The 26,426-nt window shown below is 66.4% G+C and carries 24 protein-coding genes; 6 read left to right on the top strand and 18 right to left on the bottom strand.

The features are described from left to right. Window positions 1–128: 128 nt before the first annotated feature. The 3 genes from FQU96_RS11240 to FQU96_RS11230 all read right to left on the bottom strand — a co-directional run bounded on the left by FQU96_RS11240 (window position 129) and on the right by FQU96_RS11230 (window position 4,978). Window positions 129–2,366, bottom strand: a complete 2,238-nt coding sequence (locus FQU96_RS11240) for a 3-hydroxyacyl-CoA dehydrogenase NAD-binding domain-containing protein (protein ID WP_146541159.1) — start codon at window positions 2,364–2,366, stop codon at window positions 129–131. Window positions 2,367–2,539: 173 nt separating this feature from the next. Beyond that, window positions 2,540–3,751 carry an acetyl-CoA C-acetyltransferase gene (locus tag FQU96_RS11235; protein ID WP_146541157.1) on the bottom strand — a complete coding sequence of 404 codons (1,212 nt, stop codon included), beginning with the start codon at window positions 3,749–3,751 and terminating at the stop codon, window positions 2,540–2,542. Between the two features lie 87 nt (window positions 3,752–3,838). Next, complete coding sequence (locus tag FQU96_RS11230; protein WP_255467969.1) at window positions 3,839–4,978, bottom strand: acyl-CoA dehydrogenase family protein; 1,140 nt, start codon at window positions 4,976–4,978, stop codon at window positions 3,839–3,841. Window positions 4,979–5,275: 297 nt separating this feature from the next. Here FQU96_RS11230 and FQU96_RS11225 point away from each other — a divergent pair, with 297 nt between their 5' ends. Continuing rightward, window positions 5,276–7,141: a patatin-like phospholipase family protein gene (locus tag FQU96_RS11225; RefSeq protein ID WP_146541155.1), complete on the top strand. Its 1,866-nt coding sequence runs from the start codon at window positions 5,276–5,278 to the stop codon at window positions 7,139–7,141. A 7-nt stretch (window positions 7,142–7,148) separates the two neighbouring features. Here FQU96_RS11225 and FQU96_RS11220 read toward each other — a convergent pair whose 3' ends face one another. From FQU96_RS11220 to FQU96_RS11200, 5 genes are all read right to left on the bottom strand, one after another. Beyond that, window positions 7,149–7,931: a hypothetical protein gene (locus tag FQU96_RS11220; protein WP_146541153.1), complete on the bottom strand. Its 783-nt coding sequence runs from the start codon at window positions 7,929–7,931 to the stop codon at window positions 7,149–7,151. Beyond that, window positions 7,928–8,827, bottom strand: a complete 900-nt coding sequence (locus tag FQU96_RS11215) for an EamA family transporter (protein ID WP_178130452.1) — start codon at window positions 8,825–8,827, stop codon at window positions 7,928–7,930. Before FQU96_RS11215 ends, FQU96_RS11220 begins: the two co-directional genes overlap by 4 nt. A gap of 64 nt (window positions 8,828–8,891) precedes the next feature. Beyond that, window positions 8,892–9,950, bottom strand: coding sequence for a phosphotransferase (locus FQU96_RS11210; RefSeq protein ID WP_146541149.1), 1,059 nt, complete (start codon window positions 9,948–9,950; stop codon window positions 8,892–8,894). Window positions 9,951–9,970: 20 nt separating this feature from the next. Then, the gene (locus FQU96_RS11205; RefSeq protein WP_178130451.1) at window positions 9,971–10,795 is read right to left on the bottom strand and encodes an enoyl-CoA hydratase-related protein; all 825 of its coding nucleotides are present in this window, start codon (window positions 10,793–10,795) and stop codon (window positions 9,971–9,973) included. Between the two features lie 22 nt (window positions 10,796–10,817). Continuing rightward, complete coding sequence (locus FQU96_RS11200; RefSeq protein ID WP_146541145.1) at window positions 10,818–11,804, bottom strand: tripartite tricarboxylate transporter substrate binding protein; 987 nt, start codon at window positions 11,802–11,804, stop codon at window positions 10,818–10,820. A gap of 81 nt (window positions 11,805–11,885) precedes the next feature. On the opposite strand from FQU96_RS11200, the gene FQU96_RS11195 reads away from it, so the two are divergent. After that, on the top strand, window positions 11,886–12,545 hold the full coding sequence (locus FQU96_RS11195; RefSeq protein ID WP_178130450.1) for a TetR/AcrR family transcriptional regulator: 660 nt from the start codon (window positions 11,886–11,888) through the stop codon (window positions 12,543–12,545). A 156-nt stretch (window positions 12,546–12,701) separates the two neighbouring features. Here FQU96_RS11195 and FQU96_RS11190 read toward each other — a convergent pair whose 3' ends face one another. The 8 genes from FQU96_RS11190 to FQU96_RS11155 all read right to left on the bottom strand — a co-directional run bounded on the left by FQU96_RS11190 (window position 12,702) and on the right by FQU96_RS11155 (window position 22,076). Then, on the bottom strand, window positions 12,702–13,364 hold the full coding sequence (locus FQU96_RS11190) for a hypothetical protein (RefSeq protein WP_146541141.1): 663 nt from the start codon (window positions 13,362–13,364) through the stop codon (window positions 12,702–12,704). A gap of 27 nt (window positions 13,365–13,391) precedes the next feature. Beyond that, window positions 13,392–14,177 (bottom strand): cobalamin-binding protein, encoded by a 786-nt coding sequence (locus FQU96_RS11185; RefSeq protein ID WP_146541139.1) that lies wholly within the window; start codon window positions 14,175–14,177, stop codon window positions 13,392–13,394. 9 nt (window positions 14,178–14,186) lie between these two features. Then, window positions 14,187–16,436: a mechanosensitive ion channel domain-containing protein gene (locus FQU96_RS11180; protein ID WP_178130449.1), complete on the bottom strand. Its 2,250-nt coding sequence runs from the start codon at window positions 16,434–16,436 to the stop codon at window positions 14,187–14,189. A 277-nt stretch (window positions 16,437–16,713) separates the two neighbouring features. After that, on the bottom strand, window positions 16,714–18,228 hold the full coding sequence (locus FQU96_RS11175) for a 3-hydroxyacyl-CoA dehydrogenase (protein ID WP_146541135.1): 1,515 nt from the start codon (window positions 18,226–18,228) through the stop codon (window positions 16,714–16,716). 139 nt (window positions 18,229–18,367) lie between these two features. After that, the gene (locus tag FQU96_RS11170) at window positions 18,368–19,063 is read right to left on the bottom strand and encodes an ABC-type transport auxiliary lipoprotein family protein (protein ID WP_146541133.1); all 696 of its coding nucleotides are present in this window, start codon (window positions 19,061–19,063) and stop codon (window positions 18,368–18,370) included. Next, on the bottom strand, window positions 19,060–20,100 hold the full coding sequence (locus tag FQU96_RS11165; protein ID WP_146541131.1) for an MlaD family protein: 1,041 nt from the start codon (window positions 20,098–20,100) through the stop codon (window positions 19,060–19,062). Before FQU96_RS11165 ends, FQU96_RS11170 begins: the two co-directional genes overlap by 4 nt. Window positions 20,101–20,119: 19 nt before the next feature. Further along, the gene (locus FQU96_RS11160; protein ID WP_146541634.1) at window positions 20,120–20,887 is read right to left on the bottom strand and encodes an ABC transporter ATP-binding protein; all 768 of its coding nucleotides are present in this window, start codon (window positions 20,885–20,887) and stop codon (window positions 20,120–20,122) included. Between the two features lie 55 nt (window positions 20,888–20,942). Then, entirely contained in the window at window positions 20,943–22,076 is a 1,134-nt protein-coding gene (locus FQU96_RS11155) for an ABC transporter permease (protein ID WP_218574680.1), read from the bottom strand. 122 nt (window positions 22,077–22,198) lie between these two features. Between FQU96_RS11155 and FQU96_RS11150 the strand changes: the two genes are divergently transcribed. Genes FQU96_RS11150 through FQU96_RS11135 form a run of 4 tightly spaced genes read left to right on the top strand, consistent with a single transcriptional unit; the run spans window position 22,199 to window position 25,258 of the window. After that, the gene (locus FQU96_RS11150; protein WP_146541129.1) at window positions 22,199–23,029 is read left to right on the top strand and encodes a polyphosphate kinase 2 family protein; all 831 of its coding nucleotides are present in this window, start codon (window positions 22,199–22,201) and stop codon (window positions 23,027–23,029) included. 57 nt (window positions 23,030–23,086) lie between these two features. Beyond that, window positions 23,087–24,310, top strand: a complete 1,224-nt coding sequence (locus FQU96_RS11145) for an MFS transporter (RefSeq protein WP_146541127.1) — start codon at window positions 23,087–23,089, stop codon at window positions 24,308–24,310. Then, window positions 24,307–24,636, top strand: coding sequence for a DHCW motif cupin fold protein (locus FQU96_RS11140; RefSeq protein WP_146541125.1), 330 nt, complete (start codon window positions 24,307–24,309; stop codon window positions 24,634–24,636). The genes FQU96_RS11145 and FQU96_RS11140 overlap by 4 nt, the downstream gene beginning before the upstream one ends. A gap of 16 nt (window positions 24,637–24,652) precedes the next feature. Then, window positions 24,653–25,258 (top strand): bifunctional 2-polyprenyl-6-hydroxyphenol methylase/3-demethylubiquinol 3-O-methyltransferase UbiG, encoded by a 606-nt coding sequence (locus FQU96_RS11135; protein WP_146541123.1) that lies wholly within the window; start codon window positions 24,653–24,655, stop codon window positions 25,256–25,258. An 18-nt stretch (window positions 25,259–25,276) separates the two neighbouring features. Here FQU96_RS11135 and FQU96_RS11130 read toward each other — a convergent pair whose 3' ends face one another. Both FQU96_RS11130 and FQU96_RS11125 read right to left on the bottom strand, forming a co-directional pair. Continuing rightward, the gene (locus FQU96_RS11130) at window positions 25,277–25,828 is read right to left on the bottom strand and encodes a cupin domain-containing protein (protein ID WP_146541121.1); all 552 of its coding nucleotides are present in this window, start codon (window positions 25,826–25,828) and stop codon (window positions 25,277–25,279) included. Next, on the bottom strand, window positions 25,825–26,385 hold the full coding sequence (locus tag FQU96_RS11125; protein ID WP_146541119.1) for a sigma-70 family RNA polymerase sigma factor: 561 nt from the start codon (window positions 26,383–26,385) through the stop codon (window positions 25,825–25,827). Before FQU96_RS11125 ends, FQU96_RS11130 begins: the two co-directional genes overlap by 4 nt. Between the last annotated feature and the right edge of the window lie 41 nt (window positions 26,386–26,426).

Raw genomic sequence — 26,426 nt, 5'->3', positions numbered from 1 at the left:
GTCCTCCGTGGCTATCTCGCTAACACGGGCGTACAGCGACCGTCACCCCTCAATGCAGCAGACCAATTGCCCAAAAGAGAGGGCGGCCTTTGCAGGCCGCCCTCAACATCCGTCAGGTACCTCTCGGTTTACGCCGCTTTGGCCTGTTTGCCGTAGAAGCTCTGGCCCTTGGCGGCCATGTCGCGCAGCAGCTTCGGCACCGCGAATTGCTGTCCATACTTTTGTGCCAGCGCGTCACATTCGGCGACGAACTTCTGGATGCCGACCTGGTCGATCAGGCTGATCGCACCGCCGGTCTGCGGCGCGAAGCCCAGCCCCATGATCGAGCCGACATCGCCATCACGCGGATCGGTGAGCACGTTGGCCTCCAGGCAGCGCGCCGTGTCGACGGCCTGTACGTAGAGCAGGCGCTTCTTGACCTCGTCGACGACGGCCATCTTGTCGGGGCCCTCGCCGTGCGCCAGTTCCTCGCGCTCCTTGAAATGCTCCTTCAGGCCCGGCCACAGGCGCTTCTTGCCGTCCGCCGGGTACTCGTAGAAGCCCTTGCCGTTCTTGCGGCCGAAGCGCTCCAGCTTCTTGACCATCAGTTCCAGGATGTCCTCGGTGCCGCTGGCCTCGAACTTCTGACCGGCCGCCTCGGCGTCACGACGGGTCTGGTCCATGATCTTGTAGGAGAGATCGATGGCCACCTCGTCGTTGAGCGACAGCGGACCCACCGGCATGCCGGCAAGACGCCCGCCGTTCTCGATCATCGCCGCCGGGATACCCTCCTTCAGCATGCGGTGACCTTCGCTGATGTAGGCGCCGCAGACGCGCGAGGTGAAGAAGCCGCGGCTGTCATTGACCACGATCGGCGTCTTGCGGATCTTCTGCACGTAGTCGAGCGCGCGCGCCAGGGTCTCCTGCGAGGTCTTGGCGCCGACGATGATCTCGACCAGCGGCATCTTCTCGACCGGCGAGAAGAAGTGCAGGCCGATGAAGTTGGCCGGCCGGACACTGGCCTCGGCGAGGCCGGTGATCGGCAAGGTCGAGGTGTTGGAGGCAAAGATCGCGTCGGCGGCCAGAACGGCTTCGGCCTTCTTGGTCGCCTCGGCCTTGACGTCGCGGTTCTCGAACACCGCTTCGATCACCAGCTGACAACCCTTGAGGTCAGCGTAGTCGGCCGTCGGCTTGATGCGGCCAATGATCTCGACGGCCTGCTCCTTGGTCAGGCGACCGCGGCCCGCATCCTTCTCGATGTCGGCCTGGCAATGCGCCTTGCCCTTGTCGGCCGATGCCTGGTCGCGGTCGAGCAGCACGACCTCAAGTCCGGCGCGGGCCGAGACGTTGGCGATGCCGGCGCCCATCAGGCCGGCACCCAGTACGCCGATCCTGGTGTAGGTCTGCTTGGCCACGCCCTGCGGCCGACGCGACAGCTTGTTGGCATCCTGCAGGCCGAAGAACAGCGTGCGGATCATGCTCTTGGCCACCGGATCGCGCAGCAGCGAGACGAAGTAGCGCGTCTCGATCTTGAGCCCGGTGTCGAACGGCACGTTCAGGCCTTCGTAGACGCAGGACATGATGGCCTTGGGCGCCGGATAGACACCGTTGGTCTTGCCCGCGATCATGGCGTTGCCGCCGATGAAGGTCTGCACGCCGGCCGGGCTCCACACCTGCCCGCCCGGGAAACCTGGCGTCTTGAAGCCGGGCTTGTCCCACGGCTGCACCGCGCGGCCATCGAGCTGCAGACCCTTGGTCCAGGTCGGTGCCACTTTCTCGGTGCCCGGTGCCACCAGCCACGCCTTGGCGCGCGCCAGCAATTCACCCGCCGGCACCACCTCATGGATCAGGCCCAGCCCCTTGGCCTCCTGCACCTTGAGTTCCTTGCCCTCGAGCAGGATGGGTGCCGAATTCATCACGCCGACCAGACGCGGAATGCGCTGCGTGCCACCGGCACCCGGCAGCAGGCCGAGCTTCACTTCGGGCTGGCCGATCTTGGCCTTGGGGTTGTCGGCCGCGATGCGGTAGTGGCAGGCGAGACAGATCTCGAGCCCGCCGCCCAGCGCCGTGCCGTTGATGGCGGCGACCCACGGCTTGCCGCCAGTCTCGATGGCGCGGAACATCTTCTGCAGCTGGCTGAACTGGGTCATCAGCGCCGCGGCGTCCGAGGTATCGACATTGAGCAGCATGTCGAGATCGGCGCCGGCGATGAAATCGGCCTTGCCTGAGGTCAGGATCACGCCCTTGACAGCCTCGTCCTTGATCGCCTTCTGCATGATGTCGGCAAAGGCCGTCATCGAGGCTTCGTTGAGCACGTTCATGGACCGGCCCGGCATGTCCCACGTGATGGTCGCGATGCCGTCGGAATCGACGTTGTAGTTGATCATGTGATTAGCCTCCGAATTCTTGTCCCCTCTCCCGCAAGCGGGAGAGGGAGGGGCCCGTCGCGCGCCAGCGCGATGGGAGGGTGAGGGACCACAGACGCGGTGCCGTGCGTAAAGCCCTCACCCGTCGCGCTTACGCGCGCCGACCTCTCCCGCTTGCGGGAGAGGTGAAGACCTCAAACCCGCTCGATGATCGTGGCGGTGCCCATGCCGGCGCCGATGCACAGCGTGGCAAGGCCGGTGGCCAGCCCACGGCGCTCCATCTCGTCCAGCAAGGTGCCCAGGATCATGGCCCCGGTGGCGCCCAGCGGATGGCCCATGGCGATGGCGCCGCCGTTGACGTTCATCTTGTCGTGCTCAATGCCGAGCTTCTGCATGTAGCGCAGGACCACGGCGGCGAAGGCCTCGTTGAGCTCATAGAGCTCGATGTCCTTGACCGACATGCCGGCACGCTTCAGCGCCTTCTCCGATGCCGGCGCCGGGCCGGTCAGCATGATGGTCGGCTCCGAGCCGATGGAAGCGAAGGCCCGGATGCGGGCACGCGGCTTCAGGCCGGCCCGTTCGCCGAACTCCTTGGTGCCCAGCAGGATCGCCGAGGCGCCGTCGACGATGCCCGACGAGTTGCCGGCGTGGTGCACGTGAGTGATCTTCTCGACCTCGGGATAGCGCTGCATCGCCACCGCATCGAAGCCCGGCATCACCTCGCCGTGCATCTTGAACGACGGCTCCAGCGAGGCCAGCGACTGCATCGTGGTCTGCGGCCGCATGTATTCGTCGTGATTCAGGATCTCGACCCCGTTCTGGTCCTTGACCGACACGACGGACTTCTTGAAGTAGCCCTTGTCCCACGCGCTCTTGGCGCGCTTCTGCGACTCCACCGCGTAGGCATCGACGTCGTCACGGCTGAAGCCGTACTTGGTGGCGATCAGGTCGGCCGAAATGCCCTGCGGCACGAAGTACATCGGCATCGCCACCGCCGGATCGACCGGCCACGCACCGCCGTCAGAGCCCATGGGTACCCGCGACATCGACTCGACACCGCCGCCGATCACCGCCTGCGACTGACCCGACATCACCTGCGCCGCCGCCATGTTGGTGGCTTCCAGGCCCGAGGCGCAGAAGCGGTTGACCTGCACGCCGGCCACGGTCTCGGCGAAGCCCGCCATCACGGCGGCGGTGCGGGCGATGTTGGCGCCCTGCTCGCCGATCGGCATGACGCAGCCCAGCACGACGTCGTCGACCAGCGCCGTATCCAGCTTGTTGCGATCACGGATTGCCTGCAGCGCCGAGACGGCGAGCCGGGTCGGCGTGACCTCGTGCAGGGCCCCGTCCTTGCGGCCCTTGCCCCGCGGCGTGCGCACGGCGTCATAGATAAAGGCGTCGGTCATGATTGGCTCCTTCCCATCCGGGGCCCGGGCTCGCGCCCGGTCATGCTCTTGACTACGCGGGTGCACACGCGTCGTGTGCCGTGCAACTCACAAAGTGCGGCCGATCAGTTCTTTCATGATCTCGTTGGTGCCGCCGTAGATCTTCTGCACCCGGGCGTCGGCATAGAGCCGCGCGATCGGGAACTCCCACATGTAGCCGTACCCGCCGTGCAGCTGCAGGCACTCGTCGACGACTTCGCATTGCAGATCGGTCATCCAGTACTTGGCCATCGCGGCGCCGGCGACATCCAGCTCCCCGCGCAGATGCTTGGCCACGCACTCGTCGACAAAAATGCGCGCCACGGTCGCCTTGGTCTTCAGCTCGGCCAGCTTGAAGCGCGTGTTCTGGAAATCGATGATCGGCTTGCCGAACGCCTTGCGCTCCTTCACGTAGGCGATGGTGTGCTCCAGCGCCGCCTCGATGGCGGCGATCGCCTGGACGGCGATCACCAGCCGCTCCTGCGGCAATTGCTGCATGAGCTGGATGAAGCCCATGCCCTCGGTACCCAGCAGGTTCTGCGGCGGCACCCGGACGTTGTCGAAGAACAGCTCTGATGTGTCCTGAGCCTTCAGCCCGATCTTCTCGAGATTGCGGCCGCGCTTGAAACCCGCCCGATCGGCCTCGACGCAGATCAGCGACGTGCCCTTGGCGCCAGCGGCAGGGTCGGTCTTGCAGACGACGATGATCAGGTCGGCGTTCTGGCCATTGGTGATGAATGTCTTGGCACCGTTGATCACATACTCGTTGCCATCCAGGCGCGCCGAGGTGCGCACGCTCTGCAGATCCGAGCCCGTCCCCGGTTCGGTCATGGCGATCGCGGTGATCATCTCGCCGCTGACCATTTTGGGCAGCCAGCGCTTCTTCTGTTCGTCGGTGCCGTAGTTGCGGATGTAGGGCGACGTGATGTCGTTGTGCAGCGAGAAGCCCGGACCGGTCGCCAGCACCCGACCCTGCTCCTCGATCAGGATGACGTTGTGCAGCCAGTCAGCCCCCGCGCCACCATCTTCCTCGGCGACATCCATGCATAGAAGGCCCTGGGCACCCGCCTTGCGCCAGAGCGCCTTCGGCACGACGCCCTCTTCTTCCCACTGCGCGTGGTGCGGCTTCACTTCCTTGTCGAAGAAACGACGGCAGGTCTCCCGGAACATGGCGTGCTCGGGGGTGTACAGGTTCGCGAGCGCGGTCACCTTATTTTCGCTCCCTCAGCTAATCTTGGGCACCAGAACGGCAGCACAGCGGAACCCTCTCGACCGCAGGCCAAGACACTCACCATGGTCTGCCCCGCAGCCGACGTCCAGCATGCACCGTTGAGAACGACCCTAGTTTACCTTTACGTAAACGTCAACTTCCCAGACCAGCCGACGGCAGACTTGCCAGCCGCCTGAAAAGACACCCGAATATCCTTGGGGGATACGAATGGGGGTCGGCAGATCATTGGCAAACTGGCATGGCATGGCGTCGCCCGTGCCGGATGAACCGCCGGCATGAAGGACGTCTTCCTGATCTTCGAGGGCGGTGGTGCTCGATGCATCGCCCATATCGGCGCCCTGCGCGCCCTGGAACGCAAGGGCGTCAACATCAAGGGTGTCGCGGGCACATCGGCCGGCGCCATGATCGCCGCCTTGGTCGCGGCCGGCTATCGGTCCGACGACCTCTTCAGCACTGAAGGAGAGATGGCCGGAACCAGTCCCCTGCTGCGCAGCATCGGGCTGCGGACGGCGCGTGATTTGTTCCGGAGACGCGACCTGGCGGCACTGACGCTGCTGGCACGACCGCTGTTGACGGCAGGACGTTGGGCCGCCGTCATCGCCATCACGCTGATCGTGGGTGGTTTCATGGGCGCCGGCTACTGGGCGCGCGTCTGCCTGCCGTGCGGCATCGCAGCGGCCGTCATCGAAATCCTGCTGCTGCTGTTGCTGGCGTACCGGCTGCTCTCAGGCCTCGCCTCGCTCGATCGTCTGCGCGACAAGCTCGACCAGGCTCTGCGGCTGCGCCTGGGCATGCTCAATGCGCCGGGACAGCCGGTCACCTTCCGCGACCTCCGCCGCCGCGGCCTCCCGCTGCGGATCGTGGCAACCAACGTCGATCGCGGCACGCTGCGCCTGTTCTCGGACAAGACGACGCCTGACATGGCGGTCGCCGATGCCGTGACGGCGTCGATGGCCGTGCCGATGCTGTTCAAACCGCGCCGCATCGACGGCCAGCGTCATGTCGATGGTGCCTTGGTCAGCAACCTGCCGGCCTGGACGTTCGACGAGGAGCGCGCGCTGTTCCCCGATGCCGCCACGATCGCTTTCGAGATCGCCGACCCACGCAGCGTCGGGGAAGCCGGCGGCAACGGAGCATCGTCCCTGATGGCGGGTATCGCGCGGTCGGCACTGTTCGGTGCAACCGTCCTGGAGCGACGCGGCACGCAGCACCTGCAGGGCTTCCCCTTGCAAACGACGGTCGGTCTGCTCGACTTCGACATGTCGCGGGCCCGCGTCGTGCGCGCCATACGCAACGCCCAGGCCTTCACCGACGCTGAGATCGACTTCCGCCTGATCGATTTGCCGCGGCACTATCGCCAGGCCTGCAAGGACATCCACGATGGTGTCCATACGCTGCTCGCGCACAGCCCGCGCGTCGGCGACTGCCCCATCCCGGCCGCGCAGCGCATCATCCGCGTGAACATCGCCTTCCAGGAGGCCGGCAACGTCGGCTCGCTGCGCATCCGTTACGGCTACGGGATGGACGGCTACCCCGACAACGACCTCGTGTTGCCGATTGCAGGCTCACAGGCCGGCGACGTGTATGTATCGCAGATGGCGCGCGTGTTCGCCGTCCAGGCGGACGACGGTACCGACCGCTGGCTGGACGGCGATGAAAACCGGCACCGCCGTCAGCTGCGGTGGCCAGAGATGAAGTGGGTGTTTGCGATTCCGATCTCGGCCTATGACGCCGGACGCGCCCCGCTTGAGTCACGCCCGGCCGTGCTGCACATCGACAGCAATGTGCCCGTGCCCTACTTCGATCTCGATCTCACCGAGGACGAGTGGAACTGGTACGGCCACCGGTTCGGCGACGTGATCGAACTGGTGGACCACGCGCTGCGCCAGTTGCCGTATGACCGCGCGCCCGGCGTCAGCCGCACGGCAATCCCCGACCGCGAGATCACGCTGGATGGTGTCGTACCGGCGGAACGGCCCACGGCACGCGGCAAGCTGGTCCTGGCGGCGGCCGATTCCTATGCCGCCGCCAGCGAACGCCGCCTCGCTGCCGATATCAAAGCCACACTCGACCGACGCGCGGCCTCGATCGAGAGGATCCAGGGCGACGAGGCCAGCAAACGCTGGCTTCGCCGCCGCTAGACCGGGCTCACTGCAGCGCGCGCTTCAGGCGGGAGGCGACTTCACGACCGGACATGCCGGGGCTGACCGGCGGCGCATTGACGATGCGCAGCAGCATGCGGTCATAGGTCGTCAGCTGGGCCTCGTCGTACTGCTTCTCCAAGCCCCAGTTCAGGGGTGCAATCTCCAGCTTCCATGACGCGTAGCGCAGGAACTGCGGAAAATCGAACGGCTTGCAGGCGTTCAGGCGCGGATTGCGGTTGCTGTTCTCCGTGAAGTGCCGGCCATCGAAGATGTAGGCACGCTCGACGGTCTTCTTGTTGGTGTCCGAGAGCTGCCACGCCTCCCAGCGCTTGGCGCCTTCCGTCGGCGGGTTCTTCAGTGTCTCCGTCAAGCCCGCCGGCGCAGCATCACGAAACGCCTTTTCGCCGATCGGCGCGGCTGCCAGCTCGATCAGTACCTTGGCGCGCGCCGGGTCTGGCGCGCGCGTGAAGCGAATCCCGCTGTCCTGTGACAGCGCCGCCAGCGACTGGTCGAACTGCGCCGACGTCTTGCGCGCGCAGGCACGATCAAGGCCGGGGCCCATCACCAGGGCCACCGGCACGTCCTGCGGTGCCCAGCGGTAGAAGGCCGGTACGGGCGCGAGGATACGATCGAAATCAGCCGGAACGAGATTGAGCGTCGTCATGTCGGCCTTGATGGTGGCCACCGGAAAGGACCCGATGTCGGGGCCATAGGTTTCGGCACAGGCACCGAGAACGCTCAGAACGCCGGCGATGATGACTGTTTTCGAGGGGGTAAGCTTGATCACGACTCTCCTCCGGCACGCGTGCGCCACATTGACCATCTCCTCCATACATTGTGCAGCGGAAGCGCAACGATAGCCAGCCCAGCGACGATCAGCATCATGCCGGCGAGCCGCAACGGCCCGAACCGTTCACCGAAGGCAAAGTACGAGACGACCGCGCTGATGGCCGGTATCAGCAACGCGAACGGCGCCACGACGGATGCCGGATGCCGCGTCAGCAGGTATCCCCACATCCACCACGCCGCCAGGGTGGCGGCGATCACGAGATAGACCAAGGCCGCCCAACTCGCCCATGTCGCGGTGATGAAGGCCTCAACGACGGGCGTCGGCCCCTCCACGACAATGCTCAGCATCAGCGACGGCACACCGGCGATCAGGCTGAGCCAGGCGATCATGGGCGCCAGATCGACGGCACCGACCCGCTTGTAGATCACATTGCCCAATGCCCAGCTCGCGCCGGCACCGACACCCAACACAAACCCGGCGATCGTGACGTCACCGCCGATCGACAGGCCGACCAGTCCCAGCCCGCACAGTGCCACGAACATGCCCGTCAACTGCTGGCGCGATGGCCGCTCGCCGATGGCGAGCGCAAACAGGATGGTGAACGGCGCCTGCATGTGGTCGAGCACGGCGGCGATGCCGGGTGCCAGCCCTGCCGCCATGGCAGTGAACAGCAGCGCGAACTGAGCCACGTACCAGCTGCCCGCCACCGCCAGCATCAGGGTCCACGGCACGGCCGGCCGCGCCAGCCACAGCACCGGCACGGCGGCCAGGAAAAACCGCAGTCCGGTCAGCAGCAGCGGTGGAAACGACTCCAGCCCGATCCGGATGGCTGCAAAGTTGAAACCCCACAGGATGGCGACGAGCAGCGCGAGCGCGATATGGGCTGGAGGCATGAACACATCGACCGTTTCGTTGAGGCGCAGACTATCGCGCCCCAACGGCTGCCGGCCAGCCCGCTCAGGAACCCGCAACCAGACTCCAGGCAAGGTCGGCGCGCTGCCGCGCCGCGTCACGACTGCGCACGGCATCCGGTGACGCCGCGGTGCCGTCGAGATGGCGCTTGTAGACGCCCTGGGCAATCGCGGCCAGGCGGAACAGGGAGAATGCCAGGTAGAAGGTCCAGTGCTCGATATGGCTGCGCCCGGTGCGGGCGCAGTAGGCCGCCACGTACGCCGCCTCGGTGGGATGGCCGCTGGTGGCCGGATCGACGCCCGCGAAACCGTGCGGCGGCGTGTCGAAGTGGTAGCCGATGCAGTTGTAGGCCAGATCGCACAGCGGATGGCCCAGCGTGCTCAATTCCCAGTCGAGCACTGCCACGACGCGCGGCTCGGTCGGATGCACGATCAGGTTTCCCAGCCGATAATCACCGTGCACGATCGACGTCGGATCCTCGTGCGGGATGTTGGCCGACAGCCACGGGATCAGGCGATCCATCGCGGCGATCTCTTCGGTCTTGGTTTCCTGGTACTGACGGCTCCAGCGGGACAGCTGCCGGGCGATGTACTGACCATGTTTGCCGTAATCCGACAAACCGACAGCAGTGAAGTCGACCGCATGCAGACGCGCCAGCGCGTCGTTCATCGAGTCGAAGATGGCCGTACGGTCCTTGGGATCCATGCCGGGCAGCGTCGAGTCGGTAAAGATCCGCCCCTCGACGCCGTCCATGACGTAGAACATCTGGCCGATGACGCTGTCGTCGGTGCACAACAGACGCGTTGTCGGCACCGGAACACCGGTTCCCGCCAGCGCCGTGATCACGCGGTACTCGCGATCGACCTGGTGCGCCGAGTGCAGCAGCTTGCCGGGCGGCTTCTTGCGCAGCACGAATTCGCGGCGATCGCCGCCCGCCATCGCCGCTGACAACAGGAATGTCGGGTTGGACTGGCCGCTGTCGAACTGCCGGACCTCGAGTTCGCCGCGGTAGCCCTCGAGATGACGTGCCAGGTAGTGATCGAGCGCCGCGGTATCGAAGCGATGCCGCGGCGCCACAGGAAAAGTCTTGGCGTATTGCCCCATAGCGATCCTCGCCCCTGTGATTACCACCAGGGATATGGCGGCGGCAGATCCCGACTGGGTCGACCCGGGAACTTCGGCTTGCGCTTTTCGAGAAAGGCCGCGATCCCCTCCTTCGCCTCAGGGGAGGTTGCCAGCGCCCGGTTCAGCGTCGCATCGACCGCCAGGGCCGCGTCGGGGTGGTCGGCCGCCGAAGCGCGCCACATCAACTGGCGCGACAAGGCGGTGGCCACGGGCGAGGTGTTGTCGGCGATCTCGCGCGCAATCGCGGTCGCGCGCGCCAGCAGTTGCTCGGGCGGCACCACTTCCGAGATCAGGCCCGCCTTCAACGCCTCGTCGGCGTTGACCATGGCGCAGGCATAGACCCAGCGCAGCGCCTGTGACAGGCCGACGATACGCGGCAGGAACCAGGCGCTGCCGGCTTCGGGCACCAGGCCGCGGCGTGTGAAGACGAAGCCGAAGCGCGTCCCTTCGCTCGCGATCCGGATGTCCATCGGCAGCGCCAGGGTGATGCCGACGCCCACCGCCGGTCCGTTGATGGCAGCGATCACCGGCTTCAGGCACTCGAAGATGCGGGTGACGAAACGGTCGTCGGGCGACGGATCGGACGACTCGCCATCCTTCGCGAAGAAGCCGCTGTCGGCCGTCATGTCGGCACCGGCGCAGAAGGCGCGGCCGGCGCCCGTGACGATGACGACGCGAACCTCGTCATCGGCGTCGGCCTGACGGAATGCCGCGACCAGCTCACGTCCCATCTGCTGCGTATAGGCGTTGAGCTTGGCCGGGCGGTTCAACGTGACGGTCATGATGCCGTCGCTGATCTCGGTAAGAATAGTGGTCTCGGTCACGGTTGCCCTCCGACAGAACGCCTCAGGTCGGCTTGTAGCCGATGGCATCGATGATCTGCTTCCAGCGGCCGAGATCCGCCTCGATGCGTGGCGCAAAGGCCTCCGGTGAACCCGGCTGGGGATCGAGCCCCAGCGTGACCAGCCGATCACGGACCGCGGGGTCGTTGACGGTGGCGCTCAGCTCGCGGTTCCAGGCATCGACGATCGGCTTGGGCGTCTTCGCCGGCACGAAGAACGTGTACCAGCCCTCGATCAGAATATCCTTGTAGCCGACGTCGCGCGCCGTCGGGATGTCCGGTGCCGCCTGCGGGCGCTGACCGCCCGCCGAGACGACGATGCGCAGCTTGCCCGCGCGGTGGTGCTCCAGGAAGTCCGTCAGTCCGCCGCAGCCCGCAGCGATGTGGCCACCGCTGAGATCGGCGACCAGTGGTGCCGCCCCACGGTACGGCACGGGCTCGAGTTTTACGCCCGCGGCATTGCCCAGCATCACGCCGACGAAATGCGTGAACGACCCCATCGCCGTCGTGCCGAAGCTCGCCCGTCCCGGGTTACGCTTGAGCCAATCGAGATACTCCGCGAACGTGCTGACACCCAATGTCGGTGATACCGCGAAGACGGTCTGAACAGTGCCGACAAGCCCGGTGGTGGCGAAGTCCTTCACGGGATCGAAGGCCACGGACTCCGACGTCAGCCGCGCCACCAGCGTCGCGCTCGGCGTGAACATCACGGTGGTGCCGTCCGGTGGTGCGTTCTTGAGCTGCTCCGCCGCGATCATGCCGCTGGCACCAGCCTTGTTCTCGACAATGATATTGGCGCCGGTGCGCTGTCGCAGCTTGTCGGCGATCATTCGTCCCATGACATCCGATCCGCCGCCGGCTGGAAAACCGACCAGCATCCGCAACGTTCCCGCTGGCAGCCCCTGCCCGGCCGATGGCCGTGCCCATGCCGTCATCGCCAGGGCAGCGACTGAGCCCGCAACGACGTCACGCCGGGTGACATGCCCGCCCATCTTCTCCTCCCAGGTTGTTGTGGCCGAATTAGATCCTTGCTGGTAAACCAGCAAGTGTCACTTTCGGGTACGAGGTATGACATGGTGGAGCCGCTGGTTGCTGCGGCCCGGGGTGCGACGCGCGAACCACGCCAGCCGCGGCGATCGCAGACGGAGCGCCGCGCCGAATCCGACGGCCGGATTCTCAACGCTGCGATGAAACTCATCGCTCGCGATGGCGCTGCCCGCACGAGTCTCGCCGACATCGGCATCGCCGCCGGTTACAGCCGCGGATTGCCGGCCGAGCGATTCGGTACGAAGGTCCGACTGCTCACGATGCTGGTCGACTCGATGGATGCCTGGTTCGCCGTCCGGGTCCAGGCGGCCCTCGAGGGCAAGCGCGGCCTGGATGCCGTCCTGGCGCGCGCGGCGGCCCATCTGGACGGAGCCATCAGCAGCCCCGTCGCCACGATGGCGCTGCACAGTCTTTACGTCGAAGCCGTGAGCGTGATCCCGGAACTGCGGCCGCACATGGCCGCTCTCAGCGAAGGCTACCGGCAAGCGTTCGTCGGGCATCTGCGCGAGGGGCAGCGGCTGGGCCAGGTCCGCCGCGACATCAACTGCAATCACCAGGCCAGCATCATCATCGGCGCCTTGCGCGGCCTGACGCATCAGGCCTTCATCAACAATGCCACCACGAACCTGCGCACGGCAGGACCATCACTGCTGAAAACGCTGAATGAAGCCCTCCGCGCCCGATGAGTTGGCCGGAGCTGTTGCGTTCGAATGCGATCACGCGGTCATCCCGAGCGCAGCGAGGGATCCAGGGACGGTGCCTAGATCCCTCGCTGCGCTCGGGATGACAGCAGAGATCGAGCAACCGTGTGCGTTCATTCGAACGCAACAGCTCCAGCCAAATCATCGCGCCGGCGTTCGCAGCAGCGCCCTGAAGCCTTCGTCTGCCAACAGGCCGTGGACGGCCCGCGCAAACGCCGCACGCAGCAACTCGCGCGCGGCAGCGTCGGTCACGTCGTCCAGTTTGGCGTAGCCCGCCTGCGTCGTGGCGTAAACCATGCTCCGGCGCGCCGAGGCATGGACCTCAAACCGAACCGTCATGCTCGCCTCGCCCTTGCCGCCATAGACGTCGCCAAGGTCTGCTGCCGGCAGGCAGACGTTCATCCGAACGCTGGCCATCGTCGCGGCGATGACGAACTCGGCCCGCACGTCGCGGGCACCCGCAGTGACGGCGTCCAGCGCCTGATAGCCGACGCGCCGAAGTTCGTCCTGAAACACGTTGGCATAGTCCTGGTCCGTCACCGCGAACGCCGCGGTCCTCGCCACGCCCTGGCTGCCGATCCGGCAGGACGGGCCGCGCAGCACCGTCACGCGCGGCGCCGGGCCACCGGACCTGCCGCCCGGCAACTGATAGGCGATCGTGCGTGTCTGCGCGGCCGGCTCTGCCGCAACCTGGCGGACATCCCCGACCCGCTCGATCTCGTTGACGCGCACGATCTCCTGCGGCTGCGCGCAGCCACTTGTCAGAACCGCCAATATGGCGGCGGTCATCAGCTGATATCGCATGGGCACCTCCCCGGTTGGGCCTTGCGTTCAGTCGCACGTTGCAATGATCGCCCGCAGCCGGTCGAGACCGTCGGTCAGCGCCGCCGGACCAGGCTGCAGGATGATCGGTGACTTGATTTCGTAGAGCGCTCCACGTTGCACCGCCGGCACGGCATCGAATCCCGGTCGCGCGGCAACCCGTGCCGGCACGAACTTCTTGCCGCACCACGAACCTACGATCACGTCGGGTACGGCCGCAACCACCTCCTCGGCACCGACGATCCGCCCCGTAGCGGCTGGTGCTCGTGCGCGATCGGCGAACACGTCCGTTCCGCCGGCGATATCGATCAGCTCCGACACCCAGCGGATGCCGCAGATCATCGGTGCGTCCCACTCCTCGAAATAGACGCGCGGTCGACGGGTCGCGCTGCTGGCCGCGGCATCGACCACATCGAGGCGGCGCCGCAGCGAATCGACCAAGGCCGAGGCCCGATCGGCGCACCCGATCAATGCACCCAGCGTTCGGATCATCGCCAGGATGCCGGCGATGTCGCGCTGATTGAAGGCATGCACGGCGATGCCGCTCTTCACCAGGTCGCGCACGATGTCGGCTTGCAGGTCCGAAAAGGTCAAAACAAGGTCGGGTTTCAGCGCCGCGATCTTGGGCACATCGGCCGAGACGAAGGCCGACACGCGCGGTTTCTCGCGGCGTACCTGCGGCGGGCGCACGGCATAGCCCGACACACCGACGATGCGCGCCTGCTCGCCCAGCAGATACAGCGTTTCGACGGTCTCCTCGGTCAGGCAGACGATGCGCTCCGGTGGATAGGGCATCCGTGTCTGTCAGGAACCGGCGCCGCCAGCCGCTGCCGGCTGGACCGACGATTGCGCCTGGGCTGCCGCCCCGGCCAGCACCGCCGGATCGACTTGGCCGCCGCCCAGCGCCTGGACGTTGACCATGGTCTGGGCGAACTCGATCCCCAGGGCGGAGAACGCCTGGAACATGCGCTTGACGGCCTGACGCTGGATGTAGGTCGGCTTGATCGGGCGACAGGTGAACTTGAAGCGCAGAACGAGCGCATTGTCGGCGATGTCAGCGATCCCCTGCATCTTGAGCGGCTGCAGCAGGTCACGCTTGAACTCGGGCTCTTCTATCATCTCCAGGCCGATCTTCTTCACGGCCTTGCGCACCTTCTCGATATCGGTGTTGCGCGCGAAGCGCAGGTTGAACTTCACAGTGGTCCAGTCGCGGCTGAAGTTGGTGATCTGGCCGAGCTGGCCGAACGGTATGGTGTGCACCTGGCCGTTCTGGTGGCGCAGTCGGATGGAACGCAGGGTAAAGCCCTCCACCGTTCCCTTGGCCTTGCCCGCATCGAGATACTCGCCCACGCGGAAGGCGTCGTCGGCGAGATAGAAAATCCCGGACACGACATCGCGTACCAATGTCTGGCTGCCGAACGAAATCGCCAGGCCGACGACCGAAGCGCCCGCGATCAGGGGTGCAATGTTGACACCCAGCTCGGACAACACGACCAGGACCGTCAGCACCACGATGATGACCGCCATCGCGACCCGCACCACCGGCAGCAGCGTGCGCAGGCGCGAGACGTTGCTGGGCGCCACGTTTGCCATGTCCTCGGGATCGGCGCCGGGTGTCATGACCGGGTTGCGTACCGCGTAGCGGTTGGCGAGGAACTTCACGATCTCCCAAGCAACGTAGGCCAGGAACAGGGTTGCGCCGGCCGTGATGCCGGACCGTGCCGCCTTCCACATGTCTTCGGGACGCACCAGCCCCAGCACTTCCACCACCCAGGTCTCGGCGATCACCACAAAACCCACGATGCGGACGAGAACGCGCAGGCAGCGGGCGGCAACGTCAACGAAGCGCGGCTCCACGGTGCCGGTTTCGCTGGTGTTCGCCGGCTTCGCCAACCGCCGCGTCACATAGTCGAACAGCGTCTCCAGCAGCACCAGGGCAATGACGATCCCCAGGCTGCGCACGACCGCCCGCGATACCTCGAAGCGCGCGAAGATCACTTCGTAGAGATGGGCGGCGGCAATGGCGAGAAAGAGCGCGACCGCGAAGATGAACCACTGTCGCGCCAGCGCCGCGCGGATGTGATCGCCCGCGTGGTGCGTGTGCTCGACCATGGCCACGAACCAGCGCGCCACCGCGGCACGCGCGGACCAGGCGGCGCCGATGTGTACGGCCGTGAGGAAGACATTGGCGATGACTGCCGCGGCCGACATCGCCTCGGGCGGCACGCTGGAGCCGTACAGGAACAGGGTCCATGATTTCGCCGTCGCCGACATCAGCGTCACGAACGACAGCGCGTAATAGATGTGACGGGCATCGGCGTCGTTCACCGGCACGATGCGCGCCACGGGCAGGCTGGGGCGGAACCACAGGCGAAAGATCAGGACGTAGGACCGCCAGGCCACCAGACCGTACAGCACGAGCGTGGCCAGACGTGCCTGGGCATCCTCGCCGGCGAACCACCAGCCGCCGACGGCGCGCGCCACCACGGCCAGCACCAGGACCGGCAGCGTGTCGACGGCAGCCAGTCCCAGCAATCGCCAGGGTCCCGGCGCACTGTCATGGCCGTGCAAAATGCCGCGATGCGCGCGGACCAGCGCCCATCGCGTCGCAAGTTCCGCGCCGAGCCCCAGGACGACGGCCAGCGCCAACAGAACGAAAAAGCCGCCCGGGCCGGTGCCGCCCGCAGCGCGCCGGTCGAGCTGGCTGATCAGATCCCCGAAGTGGCGAAACAGGTCGGGAAAAGCGGCGAACACGGTGTGCGCACGGTCGGCCAGCATCCGCGATTCGGTGCGGAATTTATCGTCGTCGGGCTTGGCCGGTGTCGTCGCATCAGCCGGTCCGGGCTTGTGCGGGATCGTGCCCTGCTCGGTAAGCTTCTTGACGACCGCGGCACTGATCGCATCGACCAGCGCATCGAACTGCTGCTGGGTCATGCCGGGCGGCGGGGCCGGCGGGTTGGCCTGCGCTGCGGCGCGGCCGGTGTCACCCGTCGCCGCGCCCAGCAACACCCCCAGCGCCAACACCAGCGATCGCAGTACCGTCACCCCGCTCATCCAGCTCCCCACAAGCAACGCCGCTGCAGGATAGCACCGAATGGACGAGTCTTCCTCCCCACACGCCCTGCTGTCGCATTCACACATCTCATCGCGATTTCGCTGTCATTGCGAGCAAAGCGAGCCCTGGGAGCGCGGGCGTCCCGCCCGCATCAAGGCGAAAGCTTTGCTTTCGCCCGACATGAGCGGGCGGGACGCCCGCGCTCCCAGGAATGATCGTGTTTCTCGCGGTTCAATCGCAGTGACAATGTGTGACACGCCCTGGTGGAGCGAACTGCTATTCCGGCGTCGTCGCACTGAGCCCCAGTTGCGCACGCCGGCGCAGCCACTGGCTGGGGCGATAGCGGTCGTCGCCGGTGATGGCCTGCAGGCGCTCCAGGATGGCGTGGGTATCCTTCACGCCCATCATGTCGGCCATCGCCAAAGGCCCCTGCGGATAGTTCAGGCCCAGTGTCATGGCGGTATCGACGTCTTCAGGCGAGGCGATGCCGATCTGCGCCATCTCGCATCCGAGATTGGCGATCATCGCGCGCATGCGCTGCAGCACGAAACCGGGGCAATCCTTGATGGCGGTCACCTTGGTGCCGGCGGCGACCAGCGCCGCCGCCACGGCGTCCCGCACCGCCACATCGCCGCCCGGCGCCATCATGATGGTGGCCCGCTTCTCGACCGCGCCGGTCGGATCGATCGCCACCGTGCGCTTGGGATCGAGGCCCCCGGCGACGCAGGCCGTGGTGCAGTCATCGCCCAACGGCGTCACGATGATCGGGCTCTCGCCATCGTCATGCGCGACCACGGTGGTGCCCGCCGCCATCAGCAGGGCGGTCACCTTGTCACTGGCCTGCTCTGCCGCCACCACTTTCGTGGCCGCCGCGGCGCTCACCGCCAGGTCGGAGCCGGGATCCACCTTGCCGCCCTTGGCATCATACGCATACCAGCCGCCGCCGGTCTTGCGGCCCAGCTTGCCGGCGTGGAACAGGCCCTCGTGGTATGGGCTGGGCGTCAGCCGCCGGTCGTGGAAGAAGCCTTCGTAGATGATGCGCCGGGCCGGGAAGTTCACGTCGATGCCCGTCAGGTCCATCAGCTCGAACGGCCCCATGCGGAAGCCGCCGGCGTCGCGCATCACGGCGTCGATCTGCGAGGGCGTCGCGCGGCCCTCGGTGTAGATGCGCAGGCCCTCGGTGCCGATGGCGGTGCCGCCGAGATTGACCAGGAAGCCGGGCGTATCGCCGACCACGACGGGCACACGGGTCTGGCGCTTGCCCAGCGCCACCATCGCATCCACCACCCAGGTCGCGGTCTCGGCGGCGCGGATCACCTCGACCAGCTTCATCAGCGGCACGGGGTTGAAGTAGTGCATGCCGCAGACCCGGTCGCGCTTCTTGAGCGACCGCGCGATCGAGGCAATGCGGATCGACGACGTGTTCGAGGCGATGACCGTGGCCTCGCCGACCACGCTCTCCAGCTCGGCGAACAGCTTCTGCTTGACCTCAAGGCTCTCGAACACAGCCTCGATCACGACATGACAAGCGGCCAGCGCAGGCAGCGTCTCGCCGACCTCCAGATTGCGTTCGGCTGCGGCAAACGCCTCCGCCGTCAGGCGCCCCTTGTCGACGAGCCCCTTCATGGTCGCGACGATGGCGCCTCTTGCCGCGGCGGCACCATCGGGTGCCGCGTCGTACATGATCGTGCGGATGCCACCCTGCGCCGAGACCTGTGCGATGCCGCGGCCCATGGCGCCCGTGCCGACCACACCGACGACGAGATCCGGTCGCGAAATATCGAGGCTCATGCATGACTCCCGAACGATGCCCGCCCGATGCGGGCGCGCACGCTGGCATGCGACCGGCACGTGGTCAACGCCGGCGCCACCAATACCGCAACCCGGAATGTTTCAGCGGCCGCTGGGCGCCACGATTGTCGCGGGTCGATCAACCGGTCGGCGCGGAACAGCCGCTGGTATCGTCCGCCGTGGCAGGCCGAGACAACGGCGCGCCTTCAACATACTGGGCCGGCGCGACCTTCAACGTCCATGCGACCAGGCTCCTGAGCACGCCGCCGAGCGCTTCGTCGAATGCCTGGACCACGGCGGGAATCTGATCGGCGCTGGCGCGGACACAACGCTCGAAGCCGCGGCTGGCAACGATCTGGCGGTCCGACTGGCGCACCAGGCGCACCACGACCCGCACGTGCACGGACGGCGGCTTGTCGCGGAAGTACTCGGCCTGAAACTCGCGCAGCTCGCTTTGCAGCACGTAGGCCGGCCGCACCGACAGGGCATCGCGGCCAACACCGACAATGCGGCGGGAGTTCTCCAGGGACTCGACCATCAAGGTCTGCACCATCAGCGGCGCACGATCGGTCCATGCCGATTTGGCGTAGTAATCGGCCGACGTCGGCGTCATCGCGAGCGCGATCCGCGATGTGTTGAGGTAGGCGGCCGCCGTCGGCGGCTCGACCACCAGCTGCCAGGAAACCCGCGGCAGCGACGCATCGAACGTGTTCTTCGGGGTGAGCGTGTAGAGACTCGGCGGGTCCTCCCCGGCCGACAGCACGGCGCACGCGCTCAGCAGTACGCCCGCGACGCCAACGATGATGGCGCCGCGCGCCCGTTCTGCCATGGTCATCGCGGCTGGTACCCCTGCTTGCTGCCGCCCAGCAGATAGCCCGCGGGATCGCGGTCGAGGCGGCTGGAGATGGCGTTGAGGCTAGCGACCAGCGCCCGCAGCTCGCGGATCGCGACGCTGAGTTCCGTCAGCCCGCCCTCCGAAAACTGGCGAACGGCACCGCGGTTCTCCGCCACCGTTCGATTGAGGCTGCCGGCGGCGGCGTTGACGTTGGCCAGAGCATCACGCAGCAGAGCGACCGACTGCTTCAGTTCGCTAGGCGTACGGCCGGCCAGCAACTTGCGCGTTGCCTCGTCCTGCGGCCCCAGTTCGGCGAGCATCAAGTCCAGCCGATCGCTCATGCCGCTGAACTTGTCCAACGTCTTGCGCAAATCTGCCACCATCTCTGGCAGACCATTCATCGTCTGCGTGAACGCCGGCTCCGTCTTCGCCAGCATGCCCGAAATCTCTGCCAGGTTGGTCACGATCTGGTTGAACGCCTTGATCGTATCAGGGTTCAACGCATCGTTGATCCGGTCGGCGACCTGGCCTGCCTTGGCGATCAGCTCCTGCGCGCTTGTCGTCGTGGTCTGGAAGAAGGACGAGCCCTCCCGGATCTCCGGGTACGGCCCCTGGCCCAGCACTTTCTTCGGCTTGATCTCGCCGTCCTCCTCCGGTCGCGCCACGATCTGGATGAATGCCGCGCCCGTCACCAGAGGCCGCTCGAGCACGGCCCGCGCCCGCTCGCGAATATCGATTGTCGAATCGAGGGCGATCACCACGGCGATGCGCTCGATGGGGCGGGCCGTGCCGCCGCGGCGCGGCGCTTCGGTCCGCGTACGCAACGATATCGAGTACACGCGCCCGACGCGGATGCCGCGGTAGAAGACAGGCGAGTCGTTGGACAGCCCCTGGACCTCGCCCGAGAAGAAGATCTCGTAGGCTGCTTGTTCCTTCTCGCCGCCGGCGCGCAGCTTCCAGATCACGAAGCCGGTCATCGCCAGCACGAAAATCAGGACGGCGGCGCCGACCAGCACATAGGGGGACCGGTTTTCCATGCATTCTCCTCGCCGGTTCCTAGCCGAATCCCGCCGCCCGGGCGCGCGGCCCGTGGAAGTACTCGCGAATCCAGGGATGCTCGTAGACCAACAGCTCTTCCATCGTACCGGCCACGATACGCTTGTCGAGCAGCACAGCGATCCGGTCGCAAATGGCGTGCAGGCTGTCGAGGTCGTGGGTCACCATGACCACCGTCAGCCCCAGAGTCCGTTGCAGATCGCGCAGCAGCTGATCGAAGTTGGCGGCGCTGATCGGATCGAGGCCGGCCGTCGGCTCGTCCAGGAAGAGCAATTCGGCATCCAGCGCCAGCGCCCGCGCCAGACCGGCACGCTTCTTCATGCCGCCCGACAGTTCCGACGGCTTCTTGGTGCACGCGTTCGGTGGCAGTCCCACCAGCGAAACCTTGAGTGCCGCGATATCGTCCAGCGCCGCTTCCGGCACGCGTGCATGCTCGCGCAGCGGCAGTTCGATATTCTCGGCCACGGTCAACGACGAGAACAAGGCGCCGTCCTGGAACAGGACGCCCCACCGGGTCTGCACGCGCTGCCGCTCTTCGTGGGACAGCGCGCCCATATCCTCGCCGAAGACGTCGATGCGACCCTCCCGCCATGGATTCAGGCCGACGATGGTGCGCAACAGCACCGACTTGCCCGAGCCCGAGCCACCGACCAGCCCGACGATCTCGCCGCGAAAGACGTCGAAATCGAGGCGATCGTGCAGTACCTGTGTGCCGAACTGGTTGCGCAGGCCACGGATTGAAATCACCCGCTCGCGCCCTTGCGACATGTCACTGATCTGACCGCCTTCGATCAGGGGAGGCAATGTGGCCACGTCGTTCATCTCACACCCCTGCCAACAGGAAGATGATCGAGAACAACGCGTCCAGGACCACGACGAAAAAGATCGACTCGACCACCGATTTCGTCGTCTGGCGACCGACGCTTTCGGCCGAACCGCGGACTTGCAGGCCTTCGTAGCAGCCGACCGCGGCAATGACGAAGGCGAACACCGGCGCTTTGATCATGCCGGTCCAGAAATGCCAGATGAAAACGGTATCACGCAGGCGGTCGAAGAACTGGGCCAGGGTGAAATCCAGGTAGATCATGCAGGCCATCGCGCCGCCGAGCAGCCCCATCATGTTGCCGAAGAACACCAGCAGCGGCATCGACAACACCAGCGCCGCGATGCGCGGCAGCACCAGCCATTCGATGGGGTTGAGCGCCATGGTCCGCATGGCGTCGAGCTCAAGGTTGACCTGCATCGTACCAAGCTGCGCCGTGAAGGCGCTGCCGGATCGGCCGGCGACGATGATCGCGGTCAGCAGCACACCCAGTTCGCGCAGAACGGAAATGCTGACCGCCTCGACCGTGAAATCCTGGGCGCCGAACGCCTTGAGCTGCTCGACGCCCTGGTAGGCCACCACCACGCCGATCAGGAAGGTGAGCACACCCACGATCGGCATGGCGAGGATCCATACCTCGTGCATCTGAGCAATCACCGACGATACTCGGAAACGGCGAGGCTGGCGGATCGCACCGCCAATGGTCACCAACACTTCCCCGAAAAACCCGAGCAGGCGCGCCGTCTGCTCGAAGAATTCCATGACCGTTTCACCCAGCTCCTGGAGCCAGTGAAGCAGCCATCCCACGTGCTGCGGTTTGACCACGCCGGCGGCAGCGCCCTTGGTCACCAGCTCGATCAAGGCCAGATGCTCGGGCTTGCCGCCCTCGATGGCAGCGTCAGGAAACTGCTTATGCAAGCGAACGATTTCCAGCGCCCCGGCTGTGTCCAGCTTGTCGATCCCGCCGATATCGATGGCGGCTACGCCCCGCCGCCCGTCGGCAGGATCCTCGAGCCGGCGCAGGTTGGCCACGGCAAACACCGTCCATGCACCGCCGGCTTCCAGGATGACGCGACCAGCCCGATCGGCTGGCCGCAGCCACGGCTCGGTGGCCTGTAAGGCGATATCAGTCATTGTTCGCGATTGGAGGCAAGTGGTGGCTCTATGTCAACGCGGCGCGCTGGCCGTGGCTGGTGGTGATTAGCGGTTGCAGGCATGATGAACGGCTGGGCAGACTTGTGCGCGAGGAGACTGCAATGGGAAAGTGGAAAAAACTCGACAAGATGGACCTCGCCGACGGTCTCGACGAGGATGTGTACGAAGAACGGCTCACCCAGCTCCAATACCAGCTTCTACGCATTCAGCAGTGGCTGGCACATACCCATGGTCGGGTCATCATTGCCATCGAAGGCTGGGACGCCGCGGGCAAGGGCGGGCTGATCAAGCGGTTGACCGAGCAATTGGACCCGCGCCCGCTTCACGTCTGGCAGATCGCCGCCCCAACCCCTGAGGAGCAGGGCAGACATTATTTGTACCGTTTCTGGCAGAAGCTGCCGGCGCCGGGCGAAATCGCGATCTTCGACCGCACATGGTATGGCCGCGTGCTGGTCGAGCGCGTCGAGAAATATGCGCCGAAGGAAGCGTGGCGCCGGGCCTATGACGAGATCAACCACTTCGAGCGCATGTTGACGGATGACGGCGTGCGACTGGTGAAGCTGCTGCTGCACATCAGCGCCAAGGCGCAGCGCAAGCGCATCATCGATCGCATGGAAGCCCCCGAGAAGCGCTTCAAGGTGACCGAGGACGATTTCCGCAACATTGCCAAGCGCGATGCCTATATCGAGGCGTTCGACGACATGCTGGAACGCACCGACACCGACAATGCACCCTGGACGGTGATCGCAACGGACAGCAAGAAGCGCGCCCGGATCGAAGGCATCGAGACGATCGCCAGCGCCTTGGGCAAAGGCGCCGACCTGACGCCGCCGGCGTTGGATCCGAAAGTCGTGGCAGCCGCCAAGGACATGTGGGGGTGGGACCCGGCTGCCGCCCCCCGCAGCAACGCGAAAGACACGAACAAGGAATAGCGAGTCCGACGGGGGCGCGCCTCTCCCTGGCGGGGAGGCCGTGATGGCATCACACACATGAAAGACCGCGCGTTCTACGGCTGGTGGGTCGTTGCCAGCACATTCGCCGTGCTGTGCGTCGGCTTCGGTGTCGCCTATTGCTTCGCCGCCTTCTTCCTGCCGCTGCAGTCGGAGTTCGGGGCGCGCCGCGGCGATATCTCGCTGGTCTTCGCGGTGGCGGGCGGCCTCTACTTTTCCCTCGGCCTGCCCAGCGGGGCGCTGGCCGATCGGATCGGGCCGCGCTGGGTGGTGGCCGGCGGCATGGCGCTGGTAGCGCTCGGCGCCTTTGCCGCCAGCCAGGCGACGACGTTGTGGCACGTCTATATCGGCTACGGCACCGGCGTCGGGGTTGGCATCGGCCTCGCCTATGTCCCCGCCATCGCTGCCGTTCAGCGCTGGTTCCTGCGGCGACGCGGCCTGGCGACCGGCATCGCCGTATCCGGCATCGGCGTCGGCACCATCCTGGCGCCGCCCCTGGCCCAGGCGATGATCGATCACTGGGGATGGCGCAATGCCTATGTCGGGCTCGGTCTCATCACGCTGGCCTGCGCTCTCTTTGCTGCCTTCACCATGCTGCGGTCGCCTGAACTCTACGGTCAGCATCCCGACGGCGATGCGACCAGCGCCACGGCGGCCAATGGAACCGGAGAGAGCCTGGCCGAAGCGGCCCGCACCCTGCCCTTCTGGCTGTTGTTCATCGCCTGCGCCGCCAATGCCTTTGGCCTGTTCATACCGTTCGTGCACCTCGTCCCCTATGTCCGCGACGCCGGTCTCAGCGAAGCCTACGGCGTCACCCTGATCACGCTGCTGGGCATCGGCAGTGCGGTCGGCCGCTTTGCCTTCGCCGGCCTCGCCCACCGGATCGGGCGTCAACGTGGCTATGCCGCCATGTTCCTGGGTACCGGCGCCGCGCAATTGCTCTGGGCATCGACCACGGACGTCTGGTTGCTGGCGATTTTCGCCACGGCGTTCGGCGCCTTCTACGGCGGCTTCGTCGCCATGGCACCGTCGGTGATCGCCGACTACTTCGGGACCCGCGCCGTCGGCGCCATCCTGGGCGCCCAGTACGCCAGCGTGTCGGTCGGCGCCCTGCTGGGGCCGACGGCGGCCGGCTTCATGTTCGACCTCTCCGGCTCCTACGTCGCCACCATCCTGGGTGGCGCCGTGCTTGCTTTTCTGGGGGCCGTCTGCATCCTCGCGGCACCGTCGCCAGCCACCTGGCGTACCAGGAGCACCTCATGAAGATGTCTGCGATCCCGTTCGGCACCACCGACTGGTCAGCGATCGCCCCCAGCGAGCATCCCGGCGAAACCGGCAAGGCGCTGTGGCGTACCCAGCAGTTCGGCGACATCCGCGTCCGCCTGGTCGAATACACGCCCGGCTACCTTGCCGACCATTGGTGCGAAAAGGGTCACATCCTGCTGTGCCTCGAGGGCGAGCTGGTGACCGAGCTCAAGGACGGCCGTGTGTCGGTGTTGAAGCCCGGGATGAGCTACCAGGTCGCCGATGGCGCCGAACCGCACCGCTCGCGGACCACCACCGGTGCCCGGCTGTTCATCGTCGACTGATACCCGGGATCGTCGAATGACCAGTGACGTCCTGCGGGGCTACGCTGATTCATCCGCGGAATTGATCCCGCGGTTCGAGGCCATTTCCTCGGCCGACCTCTTCAAGCCCGTCGCCGATATCCTTCCCGGGACGCCATCACGCGTGGCCGACATCGGTGCCGGAACGGGACGGGACGCGGCTTGGTTTGCGCAGCAAGGCCATGACGTCCTGGCGGTCGAACCGGTCGACGCGCTGCGCCTGGCCGGGATGGAGCGGCATCGATCATCGAAAATCCGCTGGTTGAACGATCGGCTGCCGGCTCTGTCGCTGTTGCGACGGGAACCGCCGTTCGACCTGTTGATCGTCAACGCCGTCTGGCAGCACCTGGACGACGCGGAGCGCCGCATCGCCGTCAGTGTTCTGGCTGACATGACGGGCGCGGGCGGCCTGCTCATCCTGTCGCTTCGGCATGGCATCGGGGCGCCGAACCGACCGGTTCATGCGGTACGAGCGGAAGACACCCTTGATCTGGCAGCGACCGTGGGTTTTCGCCTGCTGCGGCAACAGAAGACCGAGTCGATGCAGCCCGGGAACCGTGCCGCGGGCGTCTACTGGACCTGGCTCGCACTGCGCATGTCTTGACCGCTTCCGCCGACGACGTCACGCGTAGAGCGGACCCCGGATGAAGACGACACCGCCACCGCGGCTGGTGAGTTCGGGGTGGTCGAGCCCGGCCGGCGCCACGTGATAGTCGCCGGCATGGAAGACCGTATCGCCGATCACCATGTCGCCCGACAGGACGAGGCATTCCTCGGTCGTCGGATGCGGATGGGCCGGCACCCGGGCACCCGGGGCCAGGCGCAACAGGAAGGAGCGTGTGCGCGCCGCCGCGTCAACCCACAGCAGCTTGATGTCGGCGCCCTCCGCCAAGGGCTGCCACGTGCCGGCATCACCACGGACCGTGATGCCGCCGAGATCCCCAGCCCGGTGGGCCGACAGCGCCGCGTCGAGACGCTGCCAGGCGCCCGGCTCCGGCGCCTGATCGACCGTGGCCACCGTCACGCCGGGGGCCAGGCGCTGCTCCCAGGCGTCGACACGGGCGCGCACCACCGGGTCGACCGCCAGACGTGCCTCGAACGCGGTACGGTCATCCCCATCCAAGGTGCCCAGCACGTATTCGGCCGCCTGGGCCTCGAGATCACGGTCGCTCATCTGTCCAGGCATTCCTTCAGGTCGATCACCCCACGCCGGATCCAGCTTTTCACGGTGCCTAGCGGTCGGTCCATGCGGGCAGCCACCTCCTCGTGCGTAAACCCATGGCGCAAGGCCAGCCAGATTGCCCGGCGCGGCTCCGGGGCCAACCGGCCAAGGCAAGCCAACACGTCATGCGCCGAGCTGTCGGCCCGCTCTGTCATGGACGGTACGTCGCCAGCCTCGTCCGGGGATGCAAAAACATCCTCACCGCGTCGCCGTTCCCGGCGTACCCGGTCGATGGCACGATGTCGCACCACCATCGCCATCCAGCCCAGCGGCGCACCGCGCTCGGCCTGATACTGACCCGCCTTGTCCCAGATCGCCAGGAACGCCTCCTGCAGGACGTCTTCGGCCGCATCCCGCCGCGCCAGGACGCGCAATGCCACGGCCATCAGCGTCGGTGACGCCAGCCGATACAGGTCGGCAAAGGCCTTCCGGTCGCCGCGCGCTGTCGCCGCCAAGGCCAGCCGCAGGTGCTCGTCGTCGCCCCTGTCCATCGCGGCGGCTTGTAGCATGGCCGCCACCGCGTCTCATCCCCGCCCGCTGGCGGTCGGCC

It is taken from the genome of Reyranella sp. CPCC 100927, assembly GCF_007859315.1.
Taxonomy (GTDB): Bacteria; Pseudomonadota; Alphaproteobacteria; order Reyranellales; family Reyranellaceae; genus Vineibacter.
This window is presented reverse-complemented; position numbering and strand designations above follow the sequence as displayed.

Excerpts from the sequence above, each read along its gene's own strand:
- FQU96_RS11155 (WP_218574680.1), bottom strand. The coding sequence starts at position 22,076 with ATGACTGATATCGCCTTACAGGCCACCGAGCCGTGGCTGCGGCCAGCC.
- FQU96_RS11145 (WP_146541127.1), top strand. The coding sequence starts at position 23,087 with ATGAAAGACCGCGCGTTCTACGGCTGGTGGGTCGTTGCCAGCACATTC.
- FQU96_RS11175 (WP_146541135.1), bottom strand. The coding sequence starts at position 18,228 with ATGAGCCTCGATATTTCGCGACCGGATCTCGTCGTCGGTGTGGTCGGC.
- FQU96_RS11195 (WP_178130450.1), top strand. The coding sequence starts at position 11,886 with ATGGTGGAGCCGCTGGTTGCTGCGGCCCGGGGTGCGACGCGCGAACCA.
- FQU96_RS11235 (WP_146541157.1), bottom strand. The coding sequence starts at position 3,751 with ATGACCGACGCCTTTATCTATGACGCCGTGCGCACGCCGCGGGGCAAG.
- FQU96_RS11200 (WP_146541145.1), bottom strand. The coding sequence starts at position 11,804 with ATGGGCGGGCATGTCACCCGGCGTGACGTCGTTGCGGGCTCAGTCGCT.
- FQU96_RS11170 (WP_146541133.1), bottom strand. The coding sequence starts at position 19,063 with ATGACCATGGCAGAACGGGCGCGCGGCGCCATCATCGTTGGCGTCGCG.
- FQU96_RS11180 (WP_178130449.1), bottom strand. The coding sequence starts at position 16,436 with ATGAGCGGGGTGACGGTACTGCGATCGCTGGTGTTGGCGCTGGGGGTG.
- FQU96_RS11215 (WP_178130452.1), bottom strand. The coding sequence starts at position 8,827 with ATGCCTCCAGCCCATATCGCGCTCGCGCTGCTCGTCGCCATCCTGTGG.
- FQU96_RS11150 (WP_146541129.1), top strand. The coding sequence starts at position 22,199 with ATGGGAAAGTGGAAAAAACTCGACAAGATGGACCTCGCCGACGGTCTC.
- FQU96_RS11125 (WP_146541119.1), bottom strand. The coding sequence starts at position 26,385 with ATGCTACAAGCCGCCGCGATGGACAGGGGCGACGACGAGCACCTGCGG.
- FQU96_RS11135 (WP_146541123.1), top strand. The coding sequence starts at position 24,653 with ATGACCAGTGACGTCCTGCGGGGCTACGCTGATTCATCCGCGGAATTG.
- FQU96_RS11210 (WP_146541149.1), bottom strand. The coding sequence starts at position 9,950 with ATGGGGCAATACGCCAAGACTTTTCCTGTGGCGCCGCGGCATCGCTTC.
- FQU96_RS11190 (WP_146541141.1), bottom strand. The coding sequence starts at position 13,364 with ATGCGATATCAGCTGATGACCGCCGCCATATTGGCGGTTCTGACAAGT.
- FQU96_RS11240 (WP_146541159.1), bottom strand. The coding sequence starts at position 2,366 with ATGATCAACTACAACGTCGATTCCGACGGCATCGCGACCATCACGTGG.
- FQU96_RS11165 (WP_146541131.1), bottom strand. The coding sequence starts at position 20,100 with ATGGAAAACCGGTCCCCCTATGTGCTGGTCGGCGCCGCCGTCCTGATT.
- FQU96_RS11130 (WP_146541121.1), bottom strand. The coding sequence starts at position 25,828 with ATGAGCGACCGTGATCTCGAGGCCCAGGCGGCCGAATACGTGCTGGGC.
- FQU96_RS11160 (WP_146541634.1), bottom strand. The coding sequence starts at position 20,887 with ATGTCGCAAGGGCGCGAGCGGGTGATTTCAATCCGTGGCCTGCGCAAC.
- FQU96_RS11140 (WP_146541125.1), top strand. The coding sequence starts at position 24,307 with ATGAAGATGTCTGCGATCCCGTTCGGCACCACCGACTGGTCAGCGATC.
- FQU96_RS11185 (WP_146541139.1), bottom strand. The coding sequence starts at position 14,177 with ATGCCCTATCCACCGGAGCGCATCGTCTGCCTGACCGAGGAGACCGTC.
- FQU96_RS11225 (WP_146541155.1), top strand. The coding sequence starts at position 5,276 with ATGAAGGACGTCTTCCTGATCTTCGAGGGCGGTGGTGCTCGATGCATC.